Raw genomic sequence first — 21,380 nt, 5'->3', positions numbered from 1 at the left:
ATTATCTAATAACCTCCAATATTTCTTTTGAAGCTTTTTTGGGTTTGTTTGTATATAATATATTGTTTTTTAAACTTTCTATTACTTTATCACTTATTGGTGTGCTTGAATAAACTGTTAATATAACATCATTAACACTTACTTTATCACCACAAATTTTATTTAAATATATTCCAGATAAATAATCTAATTTGTCTTCTTTATTAATTCTTCCTGCTTTTATATCAATAAGACTATATCCAAATAATTCATTTGAGATAAATTCTAGATAACCATTTTGTTCTGAAAGAATTTCTATTTTATATTTTGGATTATAAATTTCATCAATTTTATTTAAATCCAATTTACAACCTTGAAGTTTTGACCAATTAGAAAATTTATTAAATGCACTTTTATCATTAATTGTTTTGTCAATTAATTTATATGCTTCTTGTTTATCTTTTGCTTTACTTAAATCAATCAAGATATCTGATGCAAAAGAGTAAATTAAATCTTTTAGATTTGATGGTTCATTTTTTCTAGATAGAAAATCTAATGATTCTTTTATTTCAATTAAATTACCAATTGCTCTTCCAAGTGGTTTTTCCATATTTGTTAAATGAGCAATCACTTTTTTGTTGAATTTTTTACCAATACTAATACATAACTTACTAAATTTTCTAGCTTCTTTTATTGTTTTAAAAAAAGCACCATCTCCAACTTTAACATCAAGATATATAAGATCAGCATTTGTTGCTATTTTTTTTGACATTATTGAAGCTGCAATCAAAGAAATGTTATCAATTGTCCCAGATGTATCTCTTATCGAATAAAGAATTTTATCAGCTGGAGCAATTTTTTCACTTTGAGAAATAAAAAACATATGTTCTTTTTTTAACAAATCAATGTATTCTTTGTCTTTTAATTCTGTTTTTATTCCAATTGAGTGAAGTTTATCAATTGTCCCACCTGTAAATCCAAGACCTTTCCCTGACATTTTTGCAACATTTATATTCATTGATGCAAGTAAAGGAACTAAAATTAAGCTCACTTTATCACCAATACCACCTGTTGAATGTTTATCTACAATTGTATCTTTTATTTCATCAAAATTTATTGTTTCACCATTCAAAGTCATTGCTTTGGTTAAATAAAAAGATTCATCATCATCCAAACCATTAAAGCAAATTGCCATCATAAAAGCCGATATTTGATAATCTTTTATACTATTATCCAAAACACCTTTGATAAAAAAATCAAATTCTTTTTCATTTATTTTCTGTCGTGTTTTCTTTTTTAAAATTAAATCAACTATATTCATAATCATCCCTATATTTTTATGGCAGATTCTAAAGCTAACTTAACCATGTCAACAAACTTAGTTTGTCTATCTTCAGCACTCATTGCTTCATGTGTTACAAGTGAATCACTACATGTTAGTAAACAAGCAGCTTTTTTATTTAATAATTTAGCATTTGCAAATAATGCAAAAGATTCCATTTCAACAAGATCAGCATTTGTTTTTTTAACAATCTCATCTACAGTTCTTACACCATAGAAAACATCAGAACTATGAATTCTAGCACTTAATAAATTAATATTTAATTCTTTTGCTGTTTTTTCAATAATGGTATTAATTTCTTTTGATGGGTATAATACATTATTATCTGTTTTAACATTTAATAAATCAGCATATGTTGATTCTGAAGTTGCTTCTTTAGTTAAAGCAACAGAACCAACTTGAACTTCTTTTTTATAAGCACCAGCACTACCTATTCTAATAATTGTTTCTACATCAAAAAATTTATACAATTCATAGCTATAAATACCAATTGATGGAATTCCCATTCCATGACCCATAATTGATACTTTATGTCCTTTATATGTTCCAGTAAAAGCTAACATTCCTCTTATTTCATTAATTTGTTCAACTTCTTCTAAAAAGTTTTCAGCTATTCACTTTGCTCTAAGTGGGTCTCCAGGCATTAATACTACTTTAGCAAAATCTGTTTTTTTTGCTTTGATATGTGGTGTCATAATAAACTCCTATTTAAAAAATAAATACATTATATATTTTATCTTTCACATTATCGATATGAAAAAATATTTATACTTAAAAAATAAATTAAATTCATGAATTATTTTTATTTATTAAAACTATTAGTTTTTATATATGGTAATTATTTATCTAAAAATTTTAAAACTTATAAAGTTAATCAAAAATAAAATAAATTTTTTATATAAAATTTGTTATTTTCTTTTCCAAAAATTTATTTATAAAGTGGGAACATGAGATAACAATATTTGTAATCACAAAATAAATACTGGAAAATAATAAAGTAGTACCCCATAAATAATGGAGGTGTCTATGAACAAAAATTGAACAAAAACCACAAAGGAAGAGTTCAAAAAAACATTCAATTCTAAAAGCTTAAAATTAATTGAAATTTTTAAAAGAGAAAATTTTGATGATGAAGACAAAAAAATAATTGAATTTAACTTAAAATTAAAACAAGAGGAAGGTAACATAATTGTGGAAAAATATGTATTAAAATCAGAATTTGATTCTTTTAAAAAAGAAATGCTTGAATTCAAAGAGCAAACAAATAATAGATTAGACAAAATTGAAGAAATTTTGTATATAAATAACCAACAAATAAAAGATCTTACAATTAAAATTGATGAATTAACAATCAAAGTTGATCAAATTTCTAATGATGTTGCTTGCCTAAAATCAGAAATAAAATCTTTGAAATCTGAAATGAAATCATTTAAGTCTGAGATGAAATCTGAAATGGAATCATTCAAATCTGAGATTAAATCAGAAATGGAATCATTTAAATCAGAAATAAAATCTGAAATGGAAGAATTTAAATCAGAAATCAAATCAGAAATGGAATCATTTAAATCTGATATAAAATCAGATATGGAAGAATTTAAAACAGAAATCAAATCTGAAATGGAATCATTTAAATCTGAGATGAAATCTGAAATGGAAGAATTTAAATTAGAAATAAAATCTGATATGGAAGAATTTAAAACAGAAATCAAATCAGATATGGAATCATTCAAATCAGAAATCAAATCAGATATGGTAGAATTCAAAACAGAAATCAAATCTAATATAGAAGAATTCAAATCGAAAAAAAGCTAAATATACTTTATTAAATTAATAGTGTTGAAGCACTATTTTTTTATTCAGAAATTTAAAATTACAAATTGCAAAGTAGAACATTAAAAAAAAAGAATATTAAAACATTGTCTTAATATTTGTTGTGATTTGTAATTTAACAAAAATTATTATCAATAAATAAAAAAATAATTATATTAAAGTTCAATATAATATCTTGTTGTTTTAAAATGATTAATCCAAAGAATAATTAAATTTAAAAGTATGAAAAGTGGAATCAAATATAATGTTTTAAAATTTAAAAATCTATCAAGTAAATAGGAAAATAATATTGCTATTACAAATAAAATAATAATAAACATATATTTAAAAAAAACTAATAGTTGATTCTTATTTTTAGTAACAAAAAAATCATGCAAAGATCTTGATGCATTTATAATATCACCCATTGAAACTACATTTGCATAAATTACATTTTTATCCTGATTAAAAATAGTTAAGTGAAAACTTATAAATATTGTTACCAAAATAATTGTTAAAATTGCAACAGGATTAATGTTGTTTGTGTTTCCAATATATAGTTTTATGTTATTAGCAAATATAGACCAAACAACAAAATAAATTATTTCTAAAGCAAACATAAAATATATAAATCAAATTGAATAAGGTTTTTTATCAATAAAATGAAATACAAATGATGATATTAATATGACAATAAATGGTAATAAATACAAGTAAGAATTATGAAATGTATAAACAAATCCATCTTGATATAATTGCCCATTAAGTAAACTTAAACCAAAATAAACAAGGTTCCCAGTTTGTGTGGTAACAAAAATAAAATAGTTTTTTATCATGTAAAAATCAAGAAGTCCTGAAACAAATGCCAAAATTAAGATAATTAAATAGTTTTTGTAAAAACAATTAGTTAAACTCTGAAAATTTCTTTCTTTTATAAATCTCATTTTTTATCCTATTAATCTAACTATTATAATTTAACAACCCCAATATATTAGCATAAGTTTTTTTTAATTGATTTTATATTCATAGAAATTTATAAAAATTTTATTTTTTTGTAAATAAAAGCTAATTGTAGTCCTTTTTATTTTTTTATGTTTCTGTCATATCATTTACGATAATATAAAAAGTGGTTATTGTATATTAATAACCACTTAGAGGAATATTATAGGAGAAATATGAATTTTATAGAAAACGCTGAGAAGCTAAAGAAATTACTTAAAATTTCTATAGTAATGTGTCTTCTTTGAGTTTTATTTATGATTCTATTTTTTGTTTTTTACTCAACTGCATTAACATCTACTATTTACAATGGTTTTCAAAGTGTTCAAAATGTTAATAATTTAACAAAAGTAGCTTATGCATTCTTATTCATTTTCTTAATTTCTTTAATTATAGAATTTGTATTGGTAATTATATGTTTAGTGAAATCGATAACACTTGAAAATAGCAATGACACAAATGTATTAGTGAGTTCTGATTTTTCAACTTTAAAAATTGTAGCAATACTTTCAATATTTTTTGGTGGATTTGTTTTAAACATTGTTGCATATTTTTTAGTTAAAGGTTTGATTGAAAAAGCTAAAAAAGGTCCAATAGTTAATACCTCTCAAAATTATGGTAATAATGCAAACATTGTTAGTCCAAACAATAAACAAAATAATGATGGTAATAATAATTTAGATAAATTTTCTAAATTATCACAAGCAGCTGAGTTATATAAACAAGGATTAATAACGGAAGAAGAATTTAAAAAAATAAAAGAAGAAACATTATAATCAAAGGTATCAAAAGATACCTTTTTATTATTCCCTATAAAATTTATTAAACTAATAATATTAAAATAACAAAAATTTTTAAATTTATTTTATCTAATTGTATAAAAGCTTATCTTAAATAATAGTTATTTATAAATTTGATATAAAAAAATGATCCTAATTAAACACGAACATGAAATTTGGACAATAATTTAAATTTCATGTTTTTTATTTATAAATTTAATCTATACTAATTTGAATTTATTCAATTTAATTTTTTTAAATCATTCCATTATTGTAATAATTTATAAACTAAGAAAAATAATTCTCAGTTCACTAAAATTTAATTATGAAGTATTTAATTTATAAATAAGTTCAGTTTTTAAAATGATAAACAAAATTAAATAACTTAATTATTAAGAAAATTTCCTATCTTAAACATTAATTAGATTAATTTTTTTTAATAACCTATTTAAAATATCTTGAAGAATAAACAGAAGTCATCGCTTTTATATTTAATGTTTGGTTTGTTTTTTCTTTGGATTACTAAAGCCTTTATTTTTATTTAGTGATTTTTCTATTTTTGATATTAAATAGTCTTATCTTCATTATGATGCATCAACTTTTTGATTTTGTTTCTAAATCATTTTTTTAATAATAGTTGTTACTTTTTATACTTGTTATTTTTTTAACATAATGATTTAGATTTATTTTAAATATTAAATAATTCTAATTGTTAATCAACTATTAATTGTTTAGATATAAAAAGACAATAATTCTTTTCTTACGAATTGAATTATTGTCCAAATTTTGTATCCATGTTTAAATTGGAATATTTTTAAATTAATTATTAAGCATTACATTGTGAAGGAATTTTTTAAATTCTTCTGGTTGGTGAATTGCAAATTCAGAAAGCATTTTTCTATTAATTTCAATTTTTTTAGCTTTTAATTGAGCCATAAATTTAGAGTAAGTATAACCTTCACTTCTTACTGCTGCATTAATTCTTGCAATTCATAATTTTCTAAAGTCTCTTTTTTTGTTTTTACGATCTCTATAAGCATATTGTGATGCTTTAATTACTGTTTGTTTAGCATTTCTATATGAACTATGATTTACACCTCAAGTACCTTCAGCTTTTTTTAATCATCTTTTTCTTCTTTGTCTTGTAGTTGACCCTGACGTAGTTCTCATTTTTGTTTCTCCTTAAAAAATTAAATTAATTGATCGTATCTTCTTTTATCTGAAGCACTAACTAAAGTATCTTTTCTTGAGTGTCTTTTTTGTTTAGTTGTTTTATTGTGAGCAAGGTGAGATCTGTAAGCGTGTTTTCTTTTTAATTCCCCAGTTCCTGTTTTGCTCATTCTTTTAGAAACAGCTTTTTTAGTTTTTTGTTTTACTTTCATAAAGACTCCTATTTTTTATTGTTTGGTATTAGGAAAGATTCATATTGAACTCCACTTGCTTTTTTAAGCGGAGATTGAACAATTGCTTTATCACCAACAAGAGAAATAAATTTTTCATAAACTTCAAAAATTTGATCTGTTTTTGTGCCTATTCTACCATAAGCTAAAACTACAAATCTAATTCTATAACCGCTATCAAGTCATTTTTTAGCGTTTTCAACTCTAACATTTAAATCATGTGTACCAATAACAGGTTTAACTTTTATTTCCTTATTTTTAACTTGTACTTGATTCTTTTTAGATTCTTTATTTTTCTTTTTAGATTCATAAATAAACTTACCATAATCTATTATTTTAGCTGTTGGTAAGTCACCACTAGAAAATAAAACCAAATCCAAGTCTTTTTGTTTTGCAAGCTCTAAAGCTTCATCTTTTGACATTGTTCCAAGTTTGTTACCCTTTTCATCAATGACAAGCAAAGTTTTTTCTCTAATATCCTCATTCAAAACAAATTTGTTTTTCATACGATTCCTTAAAATTTTAACTTGTATAAAGAAATAAACATACTTATGTTGTACACAAAAGTATGTTTAACAAAACAGAATTAATAATTTAATAAAATACTATGTAATTCTAAGCTTTTTACCTATTCTCTGTAATTAATTAAGAATCAGGTGAGTTAACACTACTTTCTTTATACAAAATAATTATATCAAAAATGCAAACATATACCCACTTAATTTTGTATTGTTTTTTATTATTAAAATTTCTTTAATTTAATAAGTTTAAATATAAAAATAATTAAATCTCATTTTATTCCAAATTAAAAACAAAACAAACTTTATCAAAATATTTATAAATGTAAAAAATAACTGTTTATCAATTAATATAATATTATTGTGTAATTGAAAGGATTATGTATGAAATTAAATGTAACAATTGAAATACCAAAAAATTCAAAAATTAAATATGAGTATGATAGAAAAACAAAACAAATATCTGTAGACAGAATTTTATATGGTTCTAGTAGTTACCCTATGAATTATGGTTTTATAAAAGAAGCTTTAGACTGAGATGGTGATGAATTGGATGCATTAATAGTAAGTGATCAAGAATTTTTACCAGGTGTTGTTGTTCCAGTAAGAGTGATCGGTGCAATGGAAATGATAGATGGTGGAGAAACTGATACAAAACTTATCACTGTAATTGATTGTGATCCAAGATACAAACACATTAATAAATTAAGTGATCTTAATGAACATTTACTACTTGAAGTAAAAGATTTCTTCCAATGTTATAAAAACCTTCAAAACAAAACTGTTGTAATTAAAGGTTTTAAAGATGAAAAATGAGCACAAAAAGAATATCAAGAATGTGTTGAATTAATGAACAAATATGGAAAAATGGATAAAGATGAATTCGTTGCAAAAATGCAAAAAGAACATCCAGAAAAATATTCAAAATAATTAATTCCAAAATAATATAGTTTTAAAAAAAACTAGCAGTTATCTGTTAGTTTTTTATTTATATTCAATCTTAATTTATATAATTAATACAAATGAAAAAACTAATTATTATTGTTGGACCAACAGCTAGTGGAAAAAGTTCTTTGGCTCTTAAAATAGCCAAAGATTTTAATCTATCAATTATTAATGCTGATGCTTTTCAAGTATATAAAGAGTTAAATGCTGGAATTAACAAACCAACAAGTGATGAACTAAAACAAATAAAACATTTTTTCATAAATTCAAAAAGCATTTATGATGAGTGACACTTAAAAAAATTTAAAGATGAAGTTTATGAATTAATTGATAATTCAGATGAAGATACTTTTGTAGTTTGTGGTGGATCTAATTTATATATAGATGCAATAATAAAAAATTACCATTTAGTTGATGTTGACGAAACACTAGAATACAAAAATTTCACAAACCAAGAATTACATGACAAATTAAAGTTATTAGATCATGAAGAAGCACAAAAAATTAGTGTTAATAATCGTAAAAGATTAGAACAAGCATTGAGAATTATCGAATCAAACAATAACCAAAAAAAATCTGAGATGGATAAAAATAATTTCAAACCAAAATATAGATATATTTTAATAAGCACAAACTGTTCAAGAGAATTCTTGTATGAAAAAATTAATTCAAGAGTAATTGAAATGATCAATTTAGGTTGAAAAGAAGAACTTAAAAATTTATTAATCAAAGATCAAAATCTAATGAATTTAAATTCACTTAAAGCAATAGGTTATAAAGAAGTTTATGAGGCAATAATATTTGATAAAGAAATCGATATTGAATCAATCCAAAAGAAAACAAGAAATTATGCTAAAAGACAGATTACATGAATTAAAAATAAATTTAATGTTGATATTCAATACAATGGCACTAATTATAATGAAATAAAAAATTTTATTGAAGGATTCTTAAATGAATAATACAAAACATTTATACATTCACATCCCATTTTGCAAGCATATATGTACATACTGTGATTTTGTAAGAAAAATTCCTTCTTCAAACGAAGAGGTTGATTTATATTTAGAAAAAATAGTGGATGAAATTTCAGGTTTTTTCAATAAGTGCAAAACTATTTATATAGGTGGGGGAACCCCTAATTTTTTATCTGACCATAATCTTGATATTTTATTATCTTCATTACAAAAAAATATTGATTCTCAAACCGAATTCACAATTGAACTAAATCCAGAATTTGTAACCGAAAGCCAGGTTAATATTTTAAAAAATAATAATGTAAATCGGGTTTCACTTGGAGTTCAAACAACAAATGAAAAAATTCTTAGATTGCTAAACAGAAAGCACACAAACATTGTAGTTGAAAAAGCAATAAATCTTTTATATAAACATAACATTAATAATGTTTCTTGTGATTTTATTTATAATTTACCATTATTAAAAATTAGTGACATAAATGAATCAATTGAATTTATTAAAAGAAACAATATCAAACATGTATCTTTTTATGCTTTAGAAATAAAAGATGGATCAATTATGAATAAAAGAAATGAAGTTATTGATATAGAAACAGAAGAGGACCAATTAGAACATATTGAAAATGTAATGGAAAAGATTGGATATACAAGATATGAAGTTTCAAATTGATCTATTGATAAAAAATACTTTTCAAAACATAATTTAGCTTATTGAGATCTTGAAGATTGAAAAGCTATTGGAATTGGTGCATATGGTTTTGAAAAAAATGTTTACTATCAAAATTATGGTAGTTATTTAAACTATTATAAAAAAAATCAAAATTGAAAACAAAAAGATATTTACTTATACATACTGATGATGGGGTTGAGAAAAATTGATGGAATAGACCTTAATAAAGAAATAAATAAAAAAGCATATGAATATTTTAAAAACAAAATTAATTATTCTTTGGTAACTATTAAAGACAATAAACTAAAAGCTAACAATGTTAACATTTTGAATGAAATTTTAATTGACCTAATATAAAAAACAAAACCCCTAAACAATTTTGTTTAGGGGTAAATTATTACTTGTGATATTTAATATCTAGATTGTATTGATTTATATATAAACTATAAAATACCCATATTTATGTTTGTTCTAGATGGATATTTTGAAAGTCTTAAAAATCCATTATTTCTAGTATAAGAACTATAATTTTGTTTTGTTGATGAATCACCAGTTGATTTAGCAGTAGCAACTTGATAAACCCCAGTAGCTCCTTGTATTAAAGAAACTACTGCTTGAATTATTAATGATACAAGTATACCAATTGCTCATCAATTAAACCCGCCTCTAATTTCTTGTTTTTCTTTTATTGTTAATTTTTGCATTATTTTACTCCTTTAAAAAAATATTTTGTAATTTTATTTTCTTTTTACCTCCCCACTTTATAAATAGATTTTTTTGAAAGAAAATAACAAAAAAACTCCTAAAATTTAGGAGTTTCCCTAACTGACATGTGAAGTGCAACACTTCAATGTTACATTAAACTCTCGACTTTGAAATATAAGTTGAGAGTTTTTTTCTTTTAAATATTTTCTTGATACATTTGGTAAGCTGTTTTATAACCAAACATTTTTCTTGGGATGTTGTTTACTTTTCATTCAAGAGTTTTTATTTTATCTTCACTTACTAAACTGAAGTCAGTTCCTTTTTTATATCATCTTCTAACTATCCCATTTATGTTCTCGTTGGACCCTCTTTGGAATGAAGAATAAGGTTGGCAATAATAAACTTTAAAGTTGAATTGTTTTGCAGTTATTCCCATCATTTGAAACTCTAACCCATTATCAACAGTGATGCTTTTTATTGGGAGTTTTTCATCTCGAATAATGGTATACATTTTAGCCATCATTGATCTAGCGTTCTTCCCTTTTATTTTTCTAATAATTGCCAACCTTGTTTTTCTTTCCACTAATGTCAATAAGTGGTAATAACCACTTTGCCTTTTACTAACTATTAGATCAGCTTCTCAATGTCCAAATTCTTTTCTATTGTTTATCTTTTCTGGTCTTAGACTATAAGGAATGCAGTATTTTCCATCAATTTTAGAAAATATACCTATTTTTCTTCTTTTTCCTTTAACATATTTTCTTCTTAAACAATCTCTTCTTTGTATCTTTCAAATCTTGCTATTGATTCATCTAAATACTTGCCTAGCACTTGGAACTTTAACTAACGGATAGTTTTCTTTTATTCAAAAAATTGTAGCTTCTACACCATGAGATTTAGGATTAAATTTTTGAATAAAAAGATCTGTGAAGTTTTTGTACTTCAACATAAAAAACATATGACAATTTGATTTTCTTCTAATGTATTTTTTGTGAGCAGTTGATGAATAATAAATCCCTGTTGAAGATGTGTTTCTTTTTAATTCTCTTGATATTGTTGATTTGTTTTTATTTAAGATTTTTGCAATCTTATTCATAGAATATTTTTCTTTATTTCAAAGAAAATAAATTAAGCATCTTTCTTCTTTTGTTAAATGTTTATAAGTTTTCATAAGCACTCCTAATATTCATTATCTTTTTATTAGTGAACACTTACAAACAAAACAAATGAAGTGCACACTCTTTTTTGAGTGTTGCACTTCACATGTCAATCGAGCAAACTCCTAAAATTTAGGAGTTTTTGCTTTTAGTTTTAAATTATCTAGAAATTAGCATAAAGTTTTTAAAAATTTCTAATAAATGATCAACAGTTCTTTCAAAACATTTAAATATTAATGAGATGTTGAAATACATATCAATTGATTCATCTGAATTTAAATTGTTTTTCTTAATCATTCCTTTAATAAATTCTTTATAAAAATTTCTATAATCTAAAGCATCTTTTTTTATTTCTGCTTCATATTCTTTAACATTATCTGAACTAACAACATTTATTACCTTTTGAAAAAAAAGATTAGATTTTTTTAAAAGAAGTGGAATTGAAGATCTCATGTTAGATGATAAAGGATATCTATTGATTCATTTAGCAACATTATATGCATATTGAGAGATTCGATCATTATCTTTAATTGAATAAAGAACTGCAATGATAAATCTTAAATGAGAAGCTCTAGGTTGGTCTTTTGAAAGAATTCAAATAGAGTCATCCCTTATATCTCTTTTTAAATCATTAATTCTAGTTTTTAACTCCAAAAAATCTTCAAGTTTTTCTTCGTCTATTGGAATATTTTTTACAAGACAATTATAAAGATCTTCATGTAAAAATTGTGTTTGTTTTAAAAGATCAATAAAATTAGCTTTCAATTCTATTTCAGATTTTTCTAAACTTAAAAAATTTATAGCCATAATTATCCAATCCTTCCATTTACATAATCTTTTGTTTTTTGTTCTTTTGGTTGCATAAATATATCTTTTGTTTTACCAGATTCTATTATTTGACCATTGAAAAAGAATACAGTATCATCACTAATTCTTTGGGCTTGGGCCATTGAGTGAGTAACAATAACAATTGTATAGTTCTCTTTTAATTCTAAAATTAATTCTTCAATTTTACTAGTTGCAATAGGGTCAAGAGCTGATGTTGGTTCATCCATTAATAATACTTTAGGTGATAAAGCAATTGCTCTTGCTATACACAATCTTTGTTGTTGACCACCAGATAATCCTGTTGCAAGATCATCTAAATTATTTTTTACTTCTTCTCAAAGGGCAGCTTGTTTTAATGATCTTTCAACAATTTCATCAAGTAATTTTTTATCTCTTATTCCTTGCGATCTTAAACCATAAGCAATATTGTTATAAATTGACATTGGGAAAGGAGTGGGTTTTTGAAAAACCATTCCAACATTACTTCTTAATTCAAGAACTGAAGTTTTTTTAGAATATATATTTTCTTTGTTGAAGTAAATGTCACCACTATATGAAACATTATCAATTAAATCATTCATTCTATTTAACATTCTTAAGAAAGTTGACTTTCCACAACCTGAGGGGCCAATAAAAGATGTTACTTTATTATGTTTGATATTTAAATTAATATCAAACAATGCTTGTTTAGCTTTATTGTTGTATCAAAAATTGAAATTAACAATTTCAAAAGCATTTTGAGAATCAAAATCTTCTTTAACATCATTTGTAATAATATATTTGTTATTTTTTCTTTTAAATAAACTTTTAATTTTATTTTCTTTTTTCTCTTCCATTTTTAAGTCTTCTTTCTTTTATTTATTTTTTATTTTATCTTTTATTCAAACATATAAAAATGTTGTCTTGTCATCTAGATATTTAATTATCTTTTTATAGTTTGGTACTATGTAGTAACCAATAAAAATTAATCCTAAAACTAAAAGTAAAGTAACAAGTGCAACTTCATACATGATGTTTGTACTATTGACTAAATCTATGTTAAATAATTGAGCATAAATTCTTGTTGTTAAAGTTTGCCCTGATCTATCAAGTGAAATTGCTGAAGAGCTTGTAAGACCAGCTGTTAAATATAGTGGAGCTGTTTCACTTAAGACCCTACCAATAGATAATATAGTAGTTGATACAATTCCAGTTATTGCACTTGGTAAAATTATTTTAGTAATAAGCTGAAGTTTTGATGTACCAAGTGCTAAAGCGTTTGTTCTAATTTCATTTGGAATTTGTACAAGTATTTGCTGAATACTTCTAGTAAAACTCGGAATAATAACTAGCACTATTGTTAATGCACCAGCAATTAGAGAATAACCTCTACTACCACCACTTGTCATTCCTAGTGTTTCAATGAAGAATATTAAACCAAACATACCAAATAGAATTGATGGTGTTGAACCAAGTGAATCCAAGAAGAAATTAACTGAAGTTTTAAACATTTTGTTTTTACTATATTCTGTTAAATATATTGCTGTTAAAAGGGCAAATGGTAAAGAAATAAATATTGAAACTATTATGATTAATAAAGTGTTCAAAAATGCTTGCCCAGTTGTATTTTTTGAATATTGAAATACAGTAGATGAAGGTAAACCTCAAGCATATAATCCGTTAGAAATTATATCCAATATTAATCAAGCTAAGAAAGCAAAACAAATAGATACAGAAATAATTTCTCACATTAATTTATATCAAGTATAAACATTAGCTAATTTGTATGATTCAGTTCTTTTTCTTGTATATAAAATAATTTCTTCAGGCGTTTGTAATTTTGTTTTTCTACGATATGAGAAAAATACATAATCAAATGCATTTGCAATAGCATTTGGAATTAACATAAAACTATTGACTAAAAAATTAATTGAAGTGTCAATTCATTTAAATTTGTGTTTTTTATTATTTTTGCTCTTTGTTATAAATAAAACCATTAAATTAAAGATCATTATAAAAACAAATAAAATAAATCCGAAAGCAAACAATAATGATCTTGTTGTTTCATTTGCATTTTCACCAAACATATTAGTTGAAATAACTACAGATATTGTTTTTAAATCGCTTGTTAATATACCAATTAAACCACTACTTAATACATCAGAGTAACGGCTTTCATTTTGCAATATCATAGATAAAGCCATTGTCTCACCAATTGCTCTACCCATTGCAAGAATAACACCAACTATAATTCCGTTTCTTGCAGCTTTTTTATAAACTTTGTAAATTGCTCTTGTTTTTGTGTTTCCCATTGTAATAGGATTTGTTAAAAGGTTATCATCAACACTTTCAAGAGAATTAAGTGTCATTGCAATGATTGTTGGTAAAACCATGAAAGATAACATAATAGAAGCATTGATAATAGAATAAGAACTTATTCCAAAGAATTTCATTACTTCACCAAGAGAAATTGAAGCAAATAAACCAAAGATAACAGATGGGATTCCTGCAAGAGTTTCACTAATTATTCTAAATATTTTTCTATATTTTTTCTTTATCCTAAATTTAATAAAGACAGATGTTTTAATTCCGATTGGAACAGCAATTAACAATGAAATAAATGTCGTTAAAATTGTTGATGAAAATGGTAGTCAGAATGATGTTCCTGTATTTTTACCATCAGAAATATTAAAGCTATTTGAAAACAATATATTTTCTATTCCATAAAATTGGAAACCAAGTATAGATTTATAAAGAATAAAACCAATAATTCCAAATAAGACTAAACCCATTAGAAGTGATATTGCAAGAGTTGCCTTTTCAGTTATCAAATCAAAGGTGATTCTTCTTTGTTTAACATCCTTTTTAAGTTGATCTTTTTTTACAAATAATTTCATTATTTTGGAACTCCATATCAATTGTTATTTGAACTATTTGATTCATACATTGTTACATCTGAATTTTTAAAATCAAAAAAAGTTTTTTGATCAACATCTTTTCACTCTTTTTTTTCTTCAAAATCTTTTTTGCTTACCATTTTAAATTTCTTTTCGTCAGTAACAATCGCATAACCTGCATTTTGGATTAATTGTTTAGCTTCTTCGCTTGTTAAAATTCATCATAAAAAATCTTTTGTTGCTTGGGTTGCATGAACTGTAGATATCATGGTATTTAATGGAGAAGATCATAAATATGTACCATTTGAAACATTAGCAATAGATGCTTCTACAATTTCAGTTTTATTTTGTTTACCATTTTCTTTTTGTTCAACTTCCATTTTTGCTATTCTAAAACCTCTACTTTGAATAACACTTAGATTTTTCTCAACAAACCCAAGAGATAAATAAACTATTGAACCGACCCTATTATCAGAGCTTACTCTGTTTCATGATTCAACATTTGATTCATTTGTGTTTACAACATGAGAACCCAAATATCTACCAGTTGATAAAGCTCTTTTTACTTCATTAGGATCAACACTATTTTTTTTACCTCAATCTTCTCAACCTTTTTCTGTAGTCAATGATGATTCCTCTAAGAATGATGTAGCTGTACCTGATGCACTAGCACCACCTGTTCTAGCATATGGAGTCATAATAATATTTGGTTCATTAATTTGTTCATTATTTGAATTATTCTTATTTAATAGATCAGATAATGTATAGGTTTTAATCCCCGAAAACAAAGCATATATATCATAAATATTAGTTTTATTTATTATTAGATTTGAGTTGGGATTTGATGGTTTATAAACAACAGCAAGACCATCCCAAGCAAATGTAACTGTTTTTATACCATTGTTTTTTCAAACATTTTTGTCATATGAATTATTTGCAATAGTTGCTTTTTGAACTGAACTATAAGTATTTTTTGAAGCATTACCTAAGTCCTTTTCTAAAGTTGCAGCAACTTTCATTCCTTCACTTGAACCTCCTGCTTGAATTGTAACGTCAGCATTTTTATAATCATTCCCCAAAGCAGTCATCAAAGGTTGAACTGCTGATGAACCAGCTATGTTGATTGATTCTGGAGCATTTCAAGCTTTTGCAAATCCAGCTATAACACCAATAGGAGCAATAACCAAAAAAGAGTAACTAGCTATTTTAACAATTCTTTTAAATTGCATTTATTTATCTCACTTTACTTATTTATTTATCTATATGATACAAAAATAAGAGAAACAAAATAAAAAAAATTTTTAACTAAGTAAAAAATTTATTTACCTAATTAAAAATCCCCTTATAGAGTTATTTAGATTCAAGAATATAACCTTCTTTTAAAACTGTTTTTAAATATTTGTTATTCAATTTTTTCTTTATTTGAGATATTGTAACTTCAACAATTTTTGATTTTTCATCCTCATATCCTCAAATAGCTTTTTGTAATTCAGCTTTTGAAACTGGTGTACCATTGGCTTTCATTAAATATCTAATTATTCTATATTCTTTTTTTGTGAAATCTACTTGTGTATTTTTTAAAAAGACAATATTTGCATCTCTATCAACAACAAAGTCTCCATATTTAACAATATTATTAAAGTATTTTGAATTTAACACTTCATACTTTCTAGACATTGATAAAATTTTTGCTTTTAAAATTTTTGGTTCAATTGGTGCAAGAATAAAATCATTGGAACCTGCTTTGTAGATATTTAAAATATTTTCTAAATTATAAAAGTGAGAATAAGCAATAATATCAATTAATACTGATTTACTTCTAACTAATTGAATCATTGCAATAGCATCATTAAAATTATCATTATCATAAGATAGTATGACAATGTCATACTTTAATACTGAAAGTTTTTCTTTTGCTGTGTCAAAATCATTACATGCATCAATTACAAAAAGTTCAGAATCTAATTCTAGTTTAATTGCATCAAGCGTTTTAGAAATATCATATATAAAAAGTATATTAGTTTTCATTTTTTTCTACTATTCTTTCAAAAAGATTTATTCCTTTTTTTACTTTTAAACCAGTAACAGATTCAAGATTATCCATATCGTTTAAATCTAACATTTTGTTATTTAAACCAAGTTGATCACAAGCAATTGGTGTTGAATCTATTAAGATTGGTGATAATAAACTAATTATTAAACGCAATGAATTTACCATTATATTTAGAAAAGAATGAAGTTCTTTTGTTTTGTTTTCTTTAAACAAAATTCATGGTTTTGTATTTTCAACATAACTATTTATTTTGTTTTCAAAATCAACTATTGAATCAACCATTTTATTTAATTCAAATGTTTCAATGTATTTTTTAACTTCTTTAATAAGATCTTGTTTTGACTTTATTATTTCTTTATCAAACTCAGAATATGAACCTTCATAATTTGGAACAATTGAGTTATTGTATTTTTCAATCATACCAACAGTTCTACTAATTAAATTCCCATAATTGTTAGCAAGTTCAGTGTTGAAAGTTGTGATAAATTTTTCTTTTGAAAAAACAGAATCATCTTTAATAGAAATTTCTCTTATTAAAAAATACCTAAAAGAATCTCTTTTATAATTATCAATATATTCTAATGGGTCTATAACATTTCCAAGTGATTTAGACATTTTTCCTGTAGGCGTAACAATTCAACCATGAGACACAATTTTATCTGGTAATGGTAACTCCAACATCTTTAACATTATTGGCCAGTAAATACAATGAAATCTTGTAATTTCTTTACCGATAACATGAATTTTCTGGCAATCATCTGACATTCAATATTTTTTAAATTTAGAATCATCTTTTTGTTGATAACCAAGTGCTGTTATATAGTTTGATAAAGCATCTATTCAAACATAAACAACATGTTTAGGATTTGATGGAACTTTTATTCCTCAATCAAATGTACTTCTTGAAATTGAAAGATCTTCAAGTTTACCATCAATTAAAAAATTATTTATTAATTCTCTACTTCTATTTTCTGGAAAAATAAATTCATTGTTTTCTTTTAAAAAATTTTCAATTCACTCTTTAAATAAACTAAGTTTTAAAAAATATGATTCTTCATTTTTTTCAATTAATTTATGACCAACATTACAACAAAGTGAGCCATCTTCATTTTTTATCGATGAACCTTCAGTGTAGTTTTCTTCACAAGAAACACAATAAAGACCTTTTCATACACCCAAATATATGTAGCCTTTTTTTATTAGTTCTTCAAATATTCATTGAATTGTTTTTTTATGGTATTCATCTGTAGTTCTAATATATAAATCATAATCAACACCAAGAGTTTTTCAAAGCGATAGAAACATTTCATTATTTTTGTCTACAAATTCTTGTGGTGACATATTTGCTTTTTTTGCATTCTCTTCTATTTTTTGTCCGTGTTCATCAGACCCAGTTAAAAAAATAGAATCATATCCAATTAATTTTTTATACTTATTTAAAACATCACAATATGTACCAGTAAATGCATGACCTAAGTGTAATTTTCCACTAGCATAAAAGATTGGTGTAGTTATATAAGATTTAGTAAAAGATTTTTTCATTATTATTTATCTCTTTCTTTTTTTATTGTTTTTCAATATTTTTGCTGTTTAGTTTCAAATAAACTAAATTTATTATAATTGTAAAACTTTTTGTTTTTAATTTGTTTTGGAAGATAATCTTGTTCAACCCAATTAAAATTGTAGTTATGAGGATATTTATATCCATTAACTCCTAAATTAACAGCGTTACTATAATGATTATCACAGATATGTTTAGGTGGTAAATAATGATTTTTTTCAACAACAGCTATTGCTTCATCAATTGCATTGATTGCAGAATTTGATTTAGGTGATAAGGCTAGTTCAATAGTTATTGCACTAAGTGGAATTCTTGCCTCTGGCATTCCAATAGCTTTTGCTGCTTCAATTGCAGCATGAACCCTTGAAGAAAGTTCTGGATTAGCAAGACCAATATCTTCATATGCTACAGCATAAAGTCTTCTAAAGATAGGTAACAAATTATTATTTTGTAATAAACAAGCAAGATAATAAACAGCAGCATCTGGGTCACTGCCTCTTATTGATTTATGAAATGCTGAAAGAAAATCATAATAAACTGTATTTTCAATATCAATGTTTGAGCCAACATCGTTAGATAACATTTTCAAAATTGTTTCAGTTGATTCACCTTTATAGTAATCCAACACTAGCTTGATACATGAAAATATTTTTCTAAAATCGCCAAAGTTAGAAACCACAATTTTTTCAATAATAATTTTATCTAAATCTATTTTTTTAGATTTTAAATATGATGTTAATTCATCAATTATTATTTGATCATCTAATCTTTTTATTTCATATAAAAATATTCTACTTCTTATTGCAGGATTAACTACAAAATAAGGATTTTCTGTAGTAGTTGCAGCAATTGTTATTAAATCTTTTTCAAGATAATACAACAGACTATCTTGCTTGTCTTTATTTAATCTGTGAATTTCTTCAACAATAATAATTGGTTTTTCACCTGATTTTGTTTTTTGTAATATTTCTTCTAAGTCTTTTTTCTTATCTGATGAAGAATTAAAATAATGATAATTAAGATTTAATTTTTTTAATAGTAATTTAATAGCTAAGCTTTTCCCAGTTCCTGGTGGACCAAAAAATAAAAAAGAAATGATTGAATTATTTTCAATCATTTTTCTAATTAATGAACCTTTTCCAAAATTAATATTTGACCCAATCATTTCGTCAAAATCATTTGGAATCAAATCAATTGTTTTTTTCAATTTAGAACACCTTTATTTTCTTAGATAAATTTTTAGCTTTACCTTTATTAACTGCTTTTACTTTTCTATTAAACTCAATTTTTCTATAATGATCTTTAACATCTTTTTTTGAATTTTCAGCATCTTCTGTTTTAAATCATTTTCTCTGTAAATATCAAATTATTCCATAAGCAAAAAACGAAATTAATCCAATAGCCATTAAAAGATAAGGTTGAAAACCTCAAAAGGCATTAGGGTCAGATGGGTTTTGAACAACTAATGGTGGGTCAGAACCTTTTAAGTTAAAAAATGCACTTAAATTAGAAAAAACAAAAAATAATCTTAGTACACAATCACATAAAAATAGAATCGAAAAAATTAAACAATATATAATGGCAAACAAATTAAACTTTTTTCTTTTGCCCATACTTTTTGTATAAGAAACACATCATATTCAAGCATTAAAAATATAATATATAACAATAAAAACGTTAAATACTGCTAATATCAAAGCTAAAGGATATGCTGATAAATCATAATATGAAGATTGTGTCTTATCATTAGTGTTATATGCACTAATAAATTGGAAGTTAATAATCATAATTCCTGATGCTAATGCGAACAACAAAAGTGCTGTTAATGACATTACACCAGAACCTGGAAGTCAACTTGTATTTACTCTATATAAATTTTTTCCCAACATAATTAAACACCATTATAATTAGACAATATTTTTCTTTTGTTGTAAAGAATTAAAAAGTTTGTTACTTGATATATCAAATTTATATGCTACAAGCTTACATGCATCTTTTTCTTTGTGACCTTGCTTAACAAGCAATTTAACTTCATTATGAAAACTTAGATAATCAATTTCATTTTCTTTATCTTTTGTTTTTTGTGATGTGTTGTTTATAACAATAACAAATTCACCTTTTAGCGTTATTTGTTCAATTAGGTTATCATATGTATCTTTGTAAATTGTTTCATTCATTTTACTTAATTCTCTACAAACACATATTTGTTTATCTTTTCCAAAAACATCACTTATCAATTTTAATGTATTCAATAAATTATGAACTGACTCAAAAATGACTAATACTGTATTAATTGTTTTTAATTCATTAAGTTTTTTTAAAGCTTCATTTTTATTTTTGCTTAAAAATCCATTGAAATAAAAATTATTAATTGGATAACCACATAACATTAAAGCATGATTAATTGAACATGGACCATTTACTATTTCTATTTTAATTTTTTCTTGATATGCTTTTTGAACTATAAGATATCCTGGATCACTTATTAAAGGATAACCAGCATCACTTACAATTCCATAAATTTTATCTTCAAAAACAAAAGATTCAACTCTACTTTTTTCATTAAAACCATTGGAACTAATAAATGTTTTATTTTTAAAATCTATGTTTAAAAGAGATAAAAGTTTTTTTGTATTCCTAGTATCTTCGCAAAACATAATTTCAACTTCATTAAAAGCAGAAATTGCTTTTTCAGAAACCTCTTTTAAATCACCAATTGGAGTAGCAATAACATATATTTTTTTCATATATAAAATTATATTTTATTTACAAATAAATTAAA

Annotated in this window: 22 protein-coding genes; 5 read left to right on the top strand and 17 right to left on the bottom strand. The window is 24.3% G+C overall.

The genetic code is table 4. The features are described from left to right. Position 1 precedes the first annotated feature (1 nt). The gene (locus EXC57_RS00750) at positions 2–1,300 is read right to left on the bottom strand and encodes a thymidine phosphorylase (protein WP_004025151.1); all 1,299 of its coding nucleotides are present in this window, start codon (positions 1,298–1,300) and stop codon (positions 2–4) included. Between the two features lie 8 nt (positions 1,301–1,308). Continuing rightward, positions 1,309–2,016 (bottom strand): purine-nucleoside phosphorylase, encoded by a 708-nt coding sequence (gene deoD / locus EXC57_RS00745; protein ID WP_004025152.1) that lies wholly within the window; start codon positions 2,014–2,016, stop codon positions 1,309–1,311. A 331-nt stretch (positions 2,017–2,347) separates the two neighbouring features. Between deoD and EXC57_RS00740 the strand changes: the two genes are divergently transcribed. Continuing rightward, positions 2,348–3,133: a DUF1640 domain-containing protein gene (locus EXC57_RS00740; protein WP_159402906.1), complete on the top strand. Its 786-nt coding sequence runs from the start codon at positions 2,348–2,350 to the stop codon at positions 3,131–3,133. 173 nt (positions 3,134–3,306) lie between these two features. On the opposite strand, the gene EXC57_RS00735 is transcribed toward EXC57_RS00740, so the two are convergent. After that, complete coding sequence (locus EXC57_RS00735; protein ID WP_004025155.1) at positions 3,307–4,074, bottom strand: DUF1275 family protein; 768 nt, start codon at positions 4,072–4,074, stop codon at positions 3,307–3,309. A gap of 312 nt (positions 4,075–4,386) precedes the next feature. Here EXC57_RS00735 and EXC57_RS00730 point away from each other — a divergent pair, with 312 nt between their 5' ends. Beyond that, positions 4,387–4,905 (top strand): hypothetical protein, encoded by a 519-nt coding sequence (locus EXC57_RS00730; protein WP_004025156.1) that lies wholly within the window; start codon positions 4,387–4,389, stop codon positions 4,903–4,905. An 822-nt stretch (positions 4,906–5,727) separates the two neighbouring features. Here EXC57_RS00730 and rplT read toward each other — a convergent pair. From rplT to infC, 3 genes are read right to left on the bottom strand one after another with little or no spacing between them, the layout of a single operon-like run. Continuing rightward, entirely contained in the window at positions 5,728–6,078 is a 351-nt protein-coding gene (gene rplT, locus EXC57_RS00725) for a 50S ribosomal protein L20 (RefSeq protein ID WP_004025157.1), read from the bottom strand. A 20-nt stretch (positions 6,079–6,098) separates the two neighbouring features. Further along, entirely contained in the window at positions 6,099–6,290 is a 192-nt protein-coding gene (gene rpmI / locus EXC57_RS00720) for a 50S ribosomal protein L35 (RefSeq protein ID WP_004025158.1), read from the bottom strand. Between the two features lie 8 nt (positions 6,291–6,298). Next, complete coding sequence (infC, locus tag EXC57_RS00715; RefSeq protein WP_004025159.1) at positions 6,299–6,814, bottom strand: translation initiation factor IF-3; 516 nt, start codon at positions 6,812–6,814, stop codon at positions 6,299–6,301. A 396-nt stretch (positions 6,815–7,210) separates the two neighbouring features. Here infC and EXC57_RS00710 point away from each other — a divergent pair, with 396 nt between their 5' ends. The 3 genes from EXC57_RS00710 (at position 7,211) to hemW (ending at position 9,775) form a co-directional block, all read left to right on the top strand. Further along, complete coding sequence (locus EXC57_RS00710; protein ID WP_004025160.1) at positions 7,211–7,756, top strand: inorganic diphosphatase; 546 nt, start codon at positions 7,211–7,213, stop codon at positions 7,754–7,756. A 92-nt stretch (positions 7,757–7,848) separates the two neighbouring features. Continuing rightward, complete coding sequence (miaA, locus tag EXC57_RS00705) at positions 7,849–8,733, top strand: tRNA (adenosine(37)-N6)-dimethylallyltransferase MiaA (RefSeq protein ID WP_004025161.1); 885 nt, start codon at positions 7,849–7,851, stop codon at positions 8,731–8,733. Then, complete coding sequence (gene hemW / locus EXC57_RS00700) at positions 8,726–9,775, top strand: radical SAM family heme chaperone HemW (protein ID WP_004025162.1); 1,050 nt, start codon at positions 8,726–8,728, stop codon at positions 9,773–9,775. Before miaA ends, hemW begins: the two co-directional genes overlap by 8 nt. A gap of 86 nt (positions 9,776–9,861) precedes the next feature. Here the strand turns inward: hemW and EXC57_RS00695 are convergent, their stop codons facing one another. The 11 genes from EXC57_RS00695 to rsmI form a co-directional block, all read right to left on the bottom strand. After that, complete coding sequence (locus tag EXC57_RS00695; protein ID WP_004025163.1) at positions 9,862–10,122, bottom strand: hypothetical protein; 261 nt, start codon at positions 10,120–10,122, stop codon at positions 9,862–9,864. 197 nt (positions 10,123–10,319) lie between these two features. Further along, positions 10,320–11,294, bottom strand: coding sequence for an IS30 family transposase (locus EXC57_RS00690; RefSeq protein WP_129692495.1), 975 nt, complete (start codon positions 11,292–11,294; stop codon positions 10,320–10,322). 145 nt (positions 11,295–11,439) lie between these two features. Then, the gene (locus EXC57_RS00685; protein ID WP_004025164.1) at positions 11,440–12,087 is read right to left on the bottom strand and encodes a PhoU domain-containing protein; all 648 of its coding nucleotides are present in this window, start codon (positions 12,085–12,087) and stop codon (positions 11,440–11,442) included. A gap of 2 nt (positions 12,088–12,089) precedes the next feature. Further along, the gene (gene pstB, locus EXC57_RS00680) at positions 12,090–12,944 is read right to left on the bottom strand and encodes a phosphate ABC transporter ATP-binding protein PstB (protein ID WP_004025165.1); all 855 of its coding nucleotides are present in this window, start codon (positions 12,942–12,944) and stop codon (positions 12,090–12,092) included. A gap of 18 nt (positions 12,945–12,962) precedes the next feature. Then, the gene (gene pstA / locus EXC57_RS00675; protein ID WP_004025166.1) at positions 12,963–14,984 is read right to left on the bottom strand and encodes a phosphate ABC transporter permease PstA; all 2,022 of its coding nucleotides are present in this window, start codon (positions 14,982–14,984) and stop codon (positions 12,963–12,965) included. Beyond that, entirely contained in the window at positions 14,984–16,213 is a 1,230-nt protein-coding gene (locus EXC57_RS00670; protein WP_004025167.1) for a PstS family phosphate ABC transporter substrate-binding protein, read from the bottom strand. Before EXC57_RS00670 ends, pstA begins: the two co-directional genes overlap by 1 nt. A 121-nt stretch (positions 16,214–16,334) precedes the next feature. Then, positions 16,335–17,012, bottom strand: a complete 678-nt coding sequence (locus tag EXC57_RS00665; protein WP_004025168.1) for a response regulator transcription factor — start codon at positions 17,010–17,012, stop codon at positions 16,335–16,337. After that, on the bottom strand, positions 17,002–18,579 hold the full coding sequence (gene metG, locus EXC57_RS00660; RefSeq protein WP_004025169.1) for a methionine--tRNA ligase: 1,578 nt from the start codon (positions 18,577–18,579) through the stop codon (positions 17,002–17,004). Before metG ends, EXC57_RS00665 begins: the two co-directional genes overlap by 11 nt. Positions 18,580–18,581: 2 nt before the next feature. Then, positions 18,582–19,805, bottom strand: a complete 1,224-nt coding sequence (locus tag EXC57_RS00655; protein ID WP_004025170.1) for an AAA family ATPase — start codon at positions 19,803–19,805, stop codon at positions 18,582–18,584. Between the two features lies 1 nt (position 19,806). Continuing rightward, positions 19,807–20,487 (bottom strand): hypothetical protein, encoded by a 681-nt coding sequence (locus tag EXC57_RS00650; protein WP_004025171.1) that lies wholly within the window; start codon positions 20,485–20,487, stop codon positions 19,807–19,809. 18 nt (positions 20,488–20,505) lie between these two features. Further along, the gene (gene rsmI, locus EXC57_RS00645) at positions 20,506–21,345 is read right to left on the bottom strand and encodes a 16S rRNA (cytidine(1402)-2'-O)-methyltransferase (protein ID WP_004025172.1); all 840 of its coding nucleotides are present in this window, start codon (positions 21,343–21,345) and stop codon (positions 20,506–20,508) included. Positions 21,346–21,380 lie beyond the last annotated feature (35 nt).

Origin of the sequence: Malacoplasma iowae (assembly GCF_900660615.1) — a bacterium.
Lineage (GTDB): Bacteria > Bacillota_I > Bacilli_A > Mycoplasmatales > Mycoplasmoidaceae > Malacoplasma > Malacoplasma iowae.
This window is presented reverse-complemented; position numbering and strand designations above follow the sequence as displayed.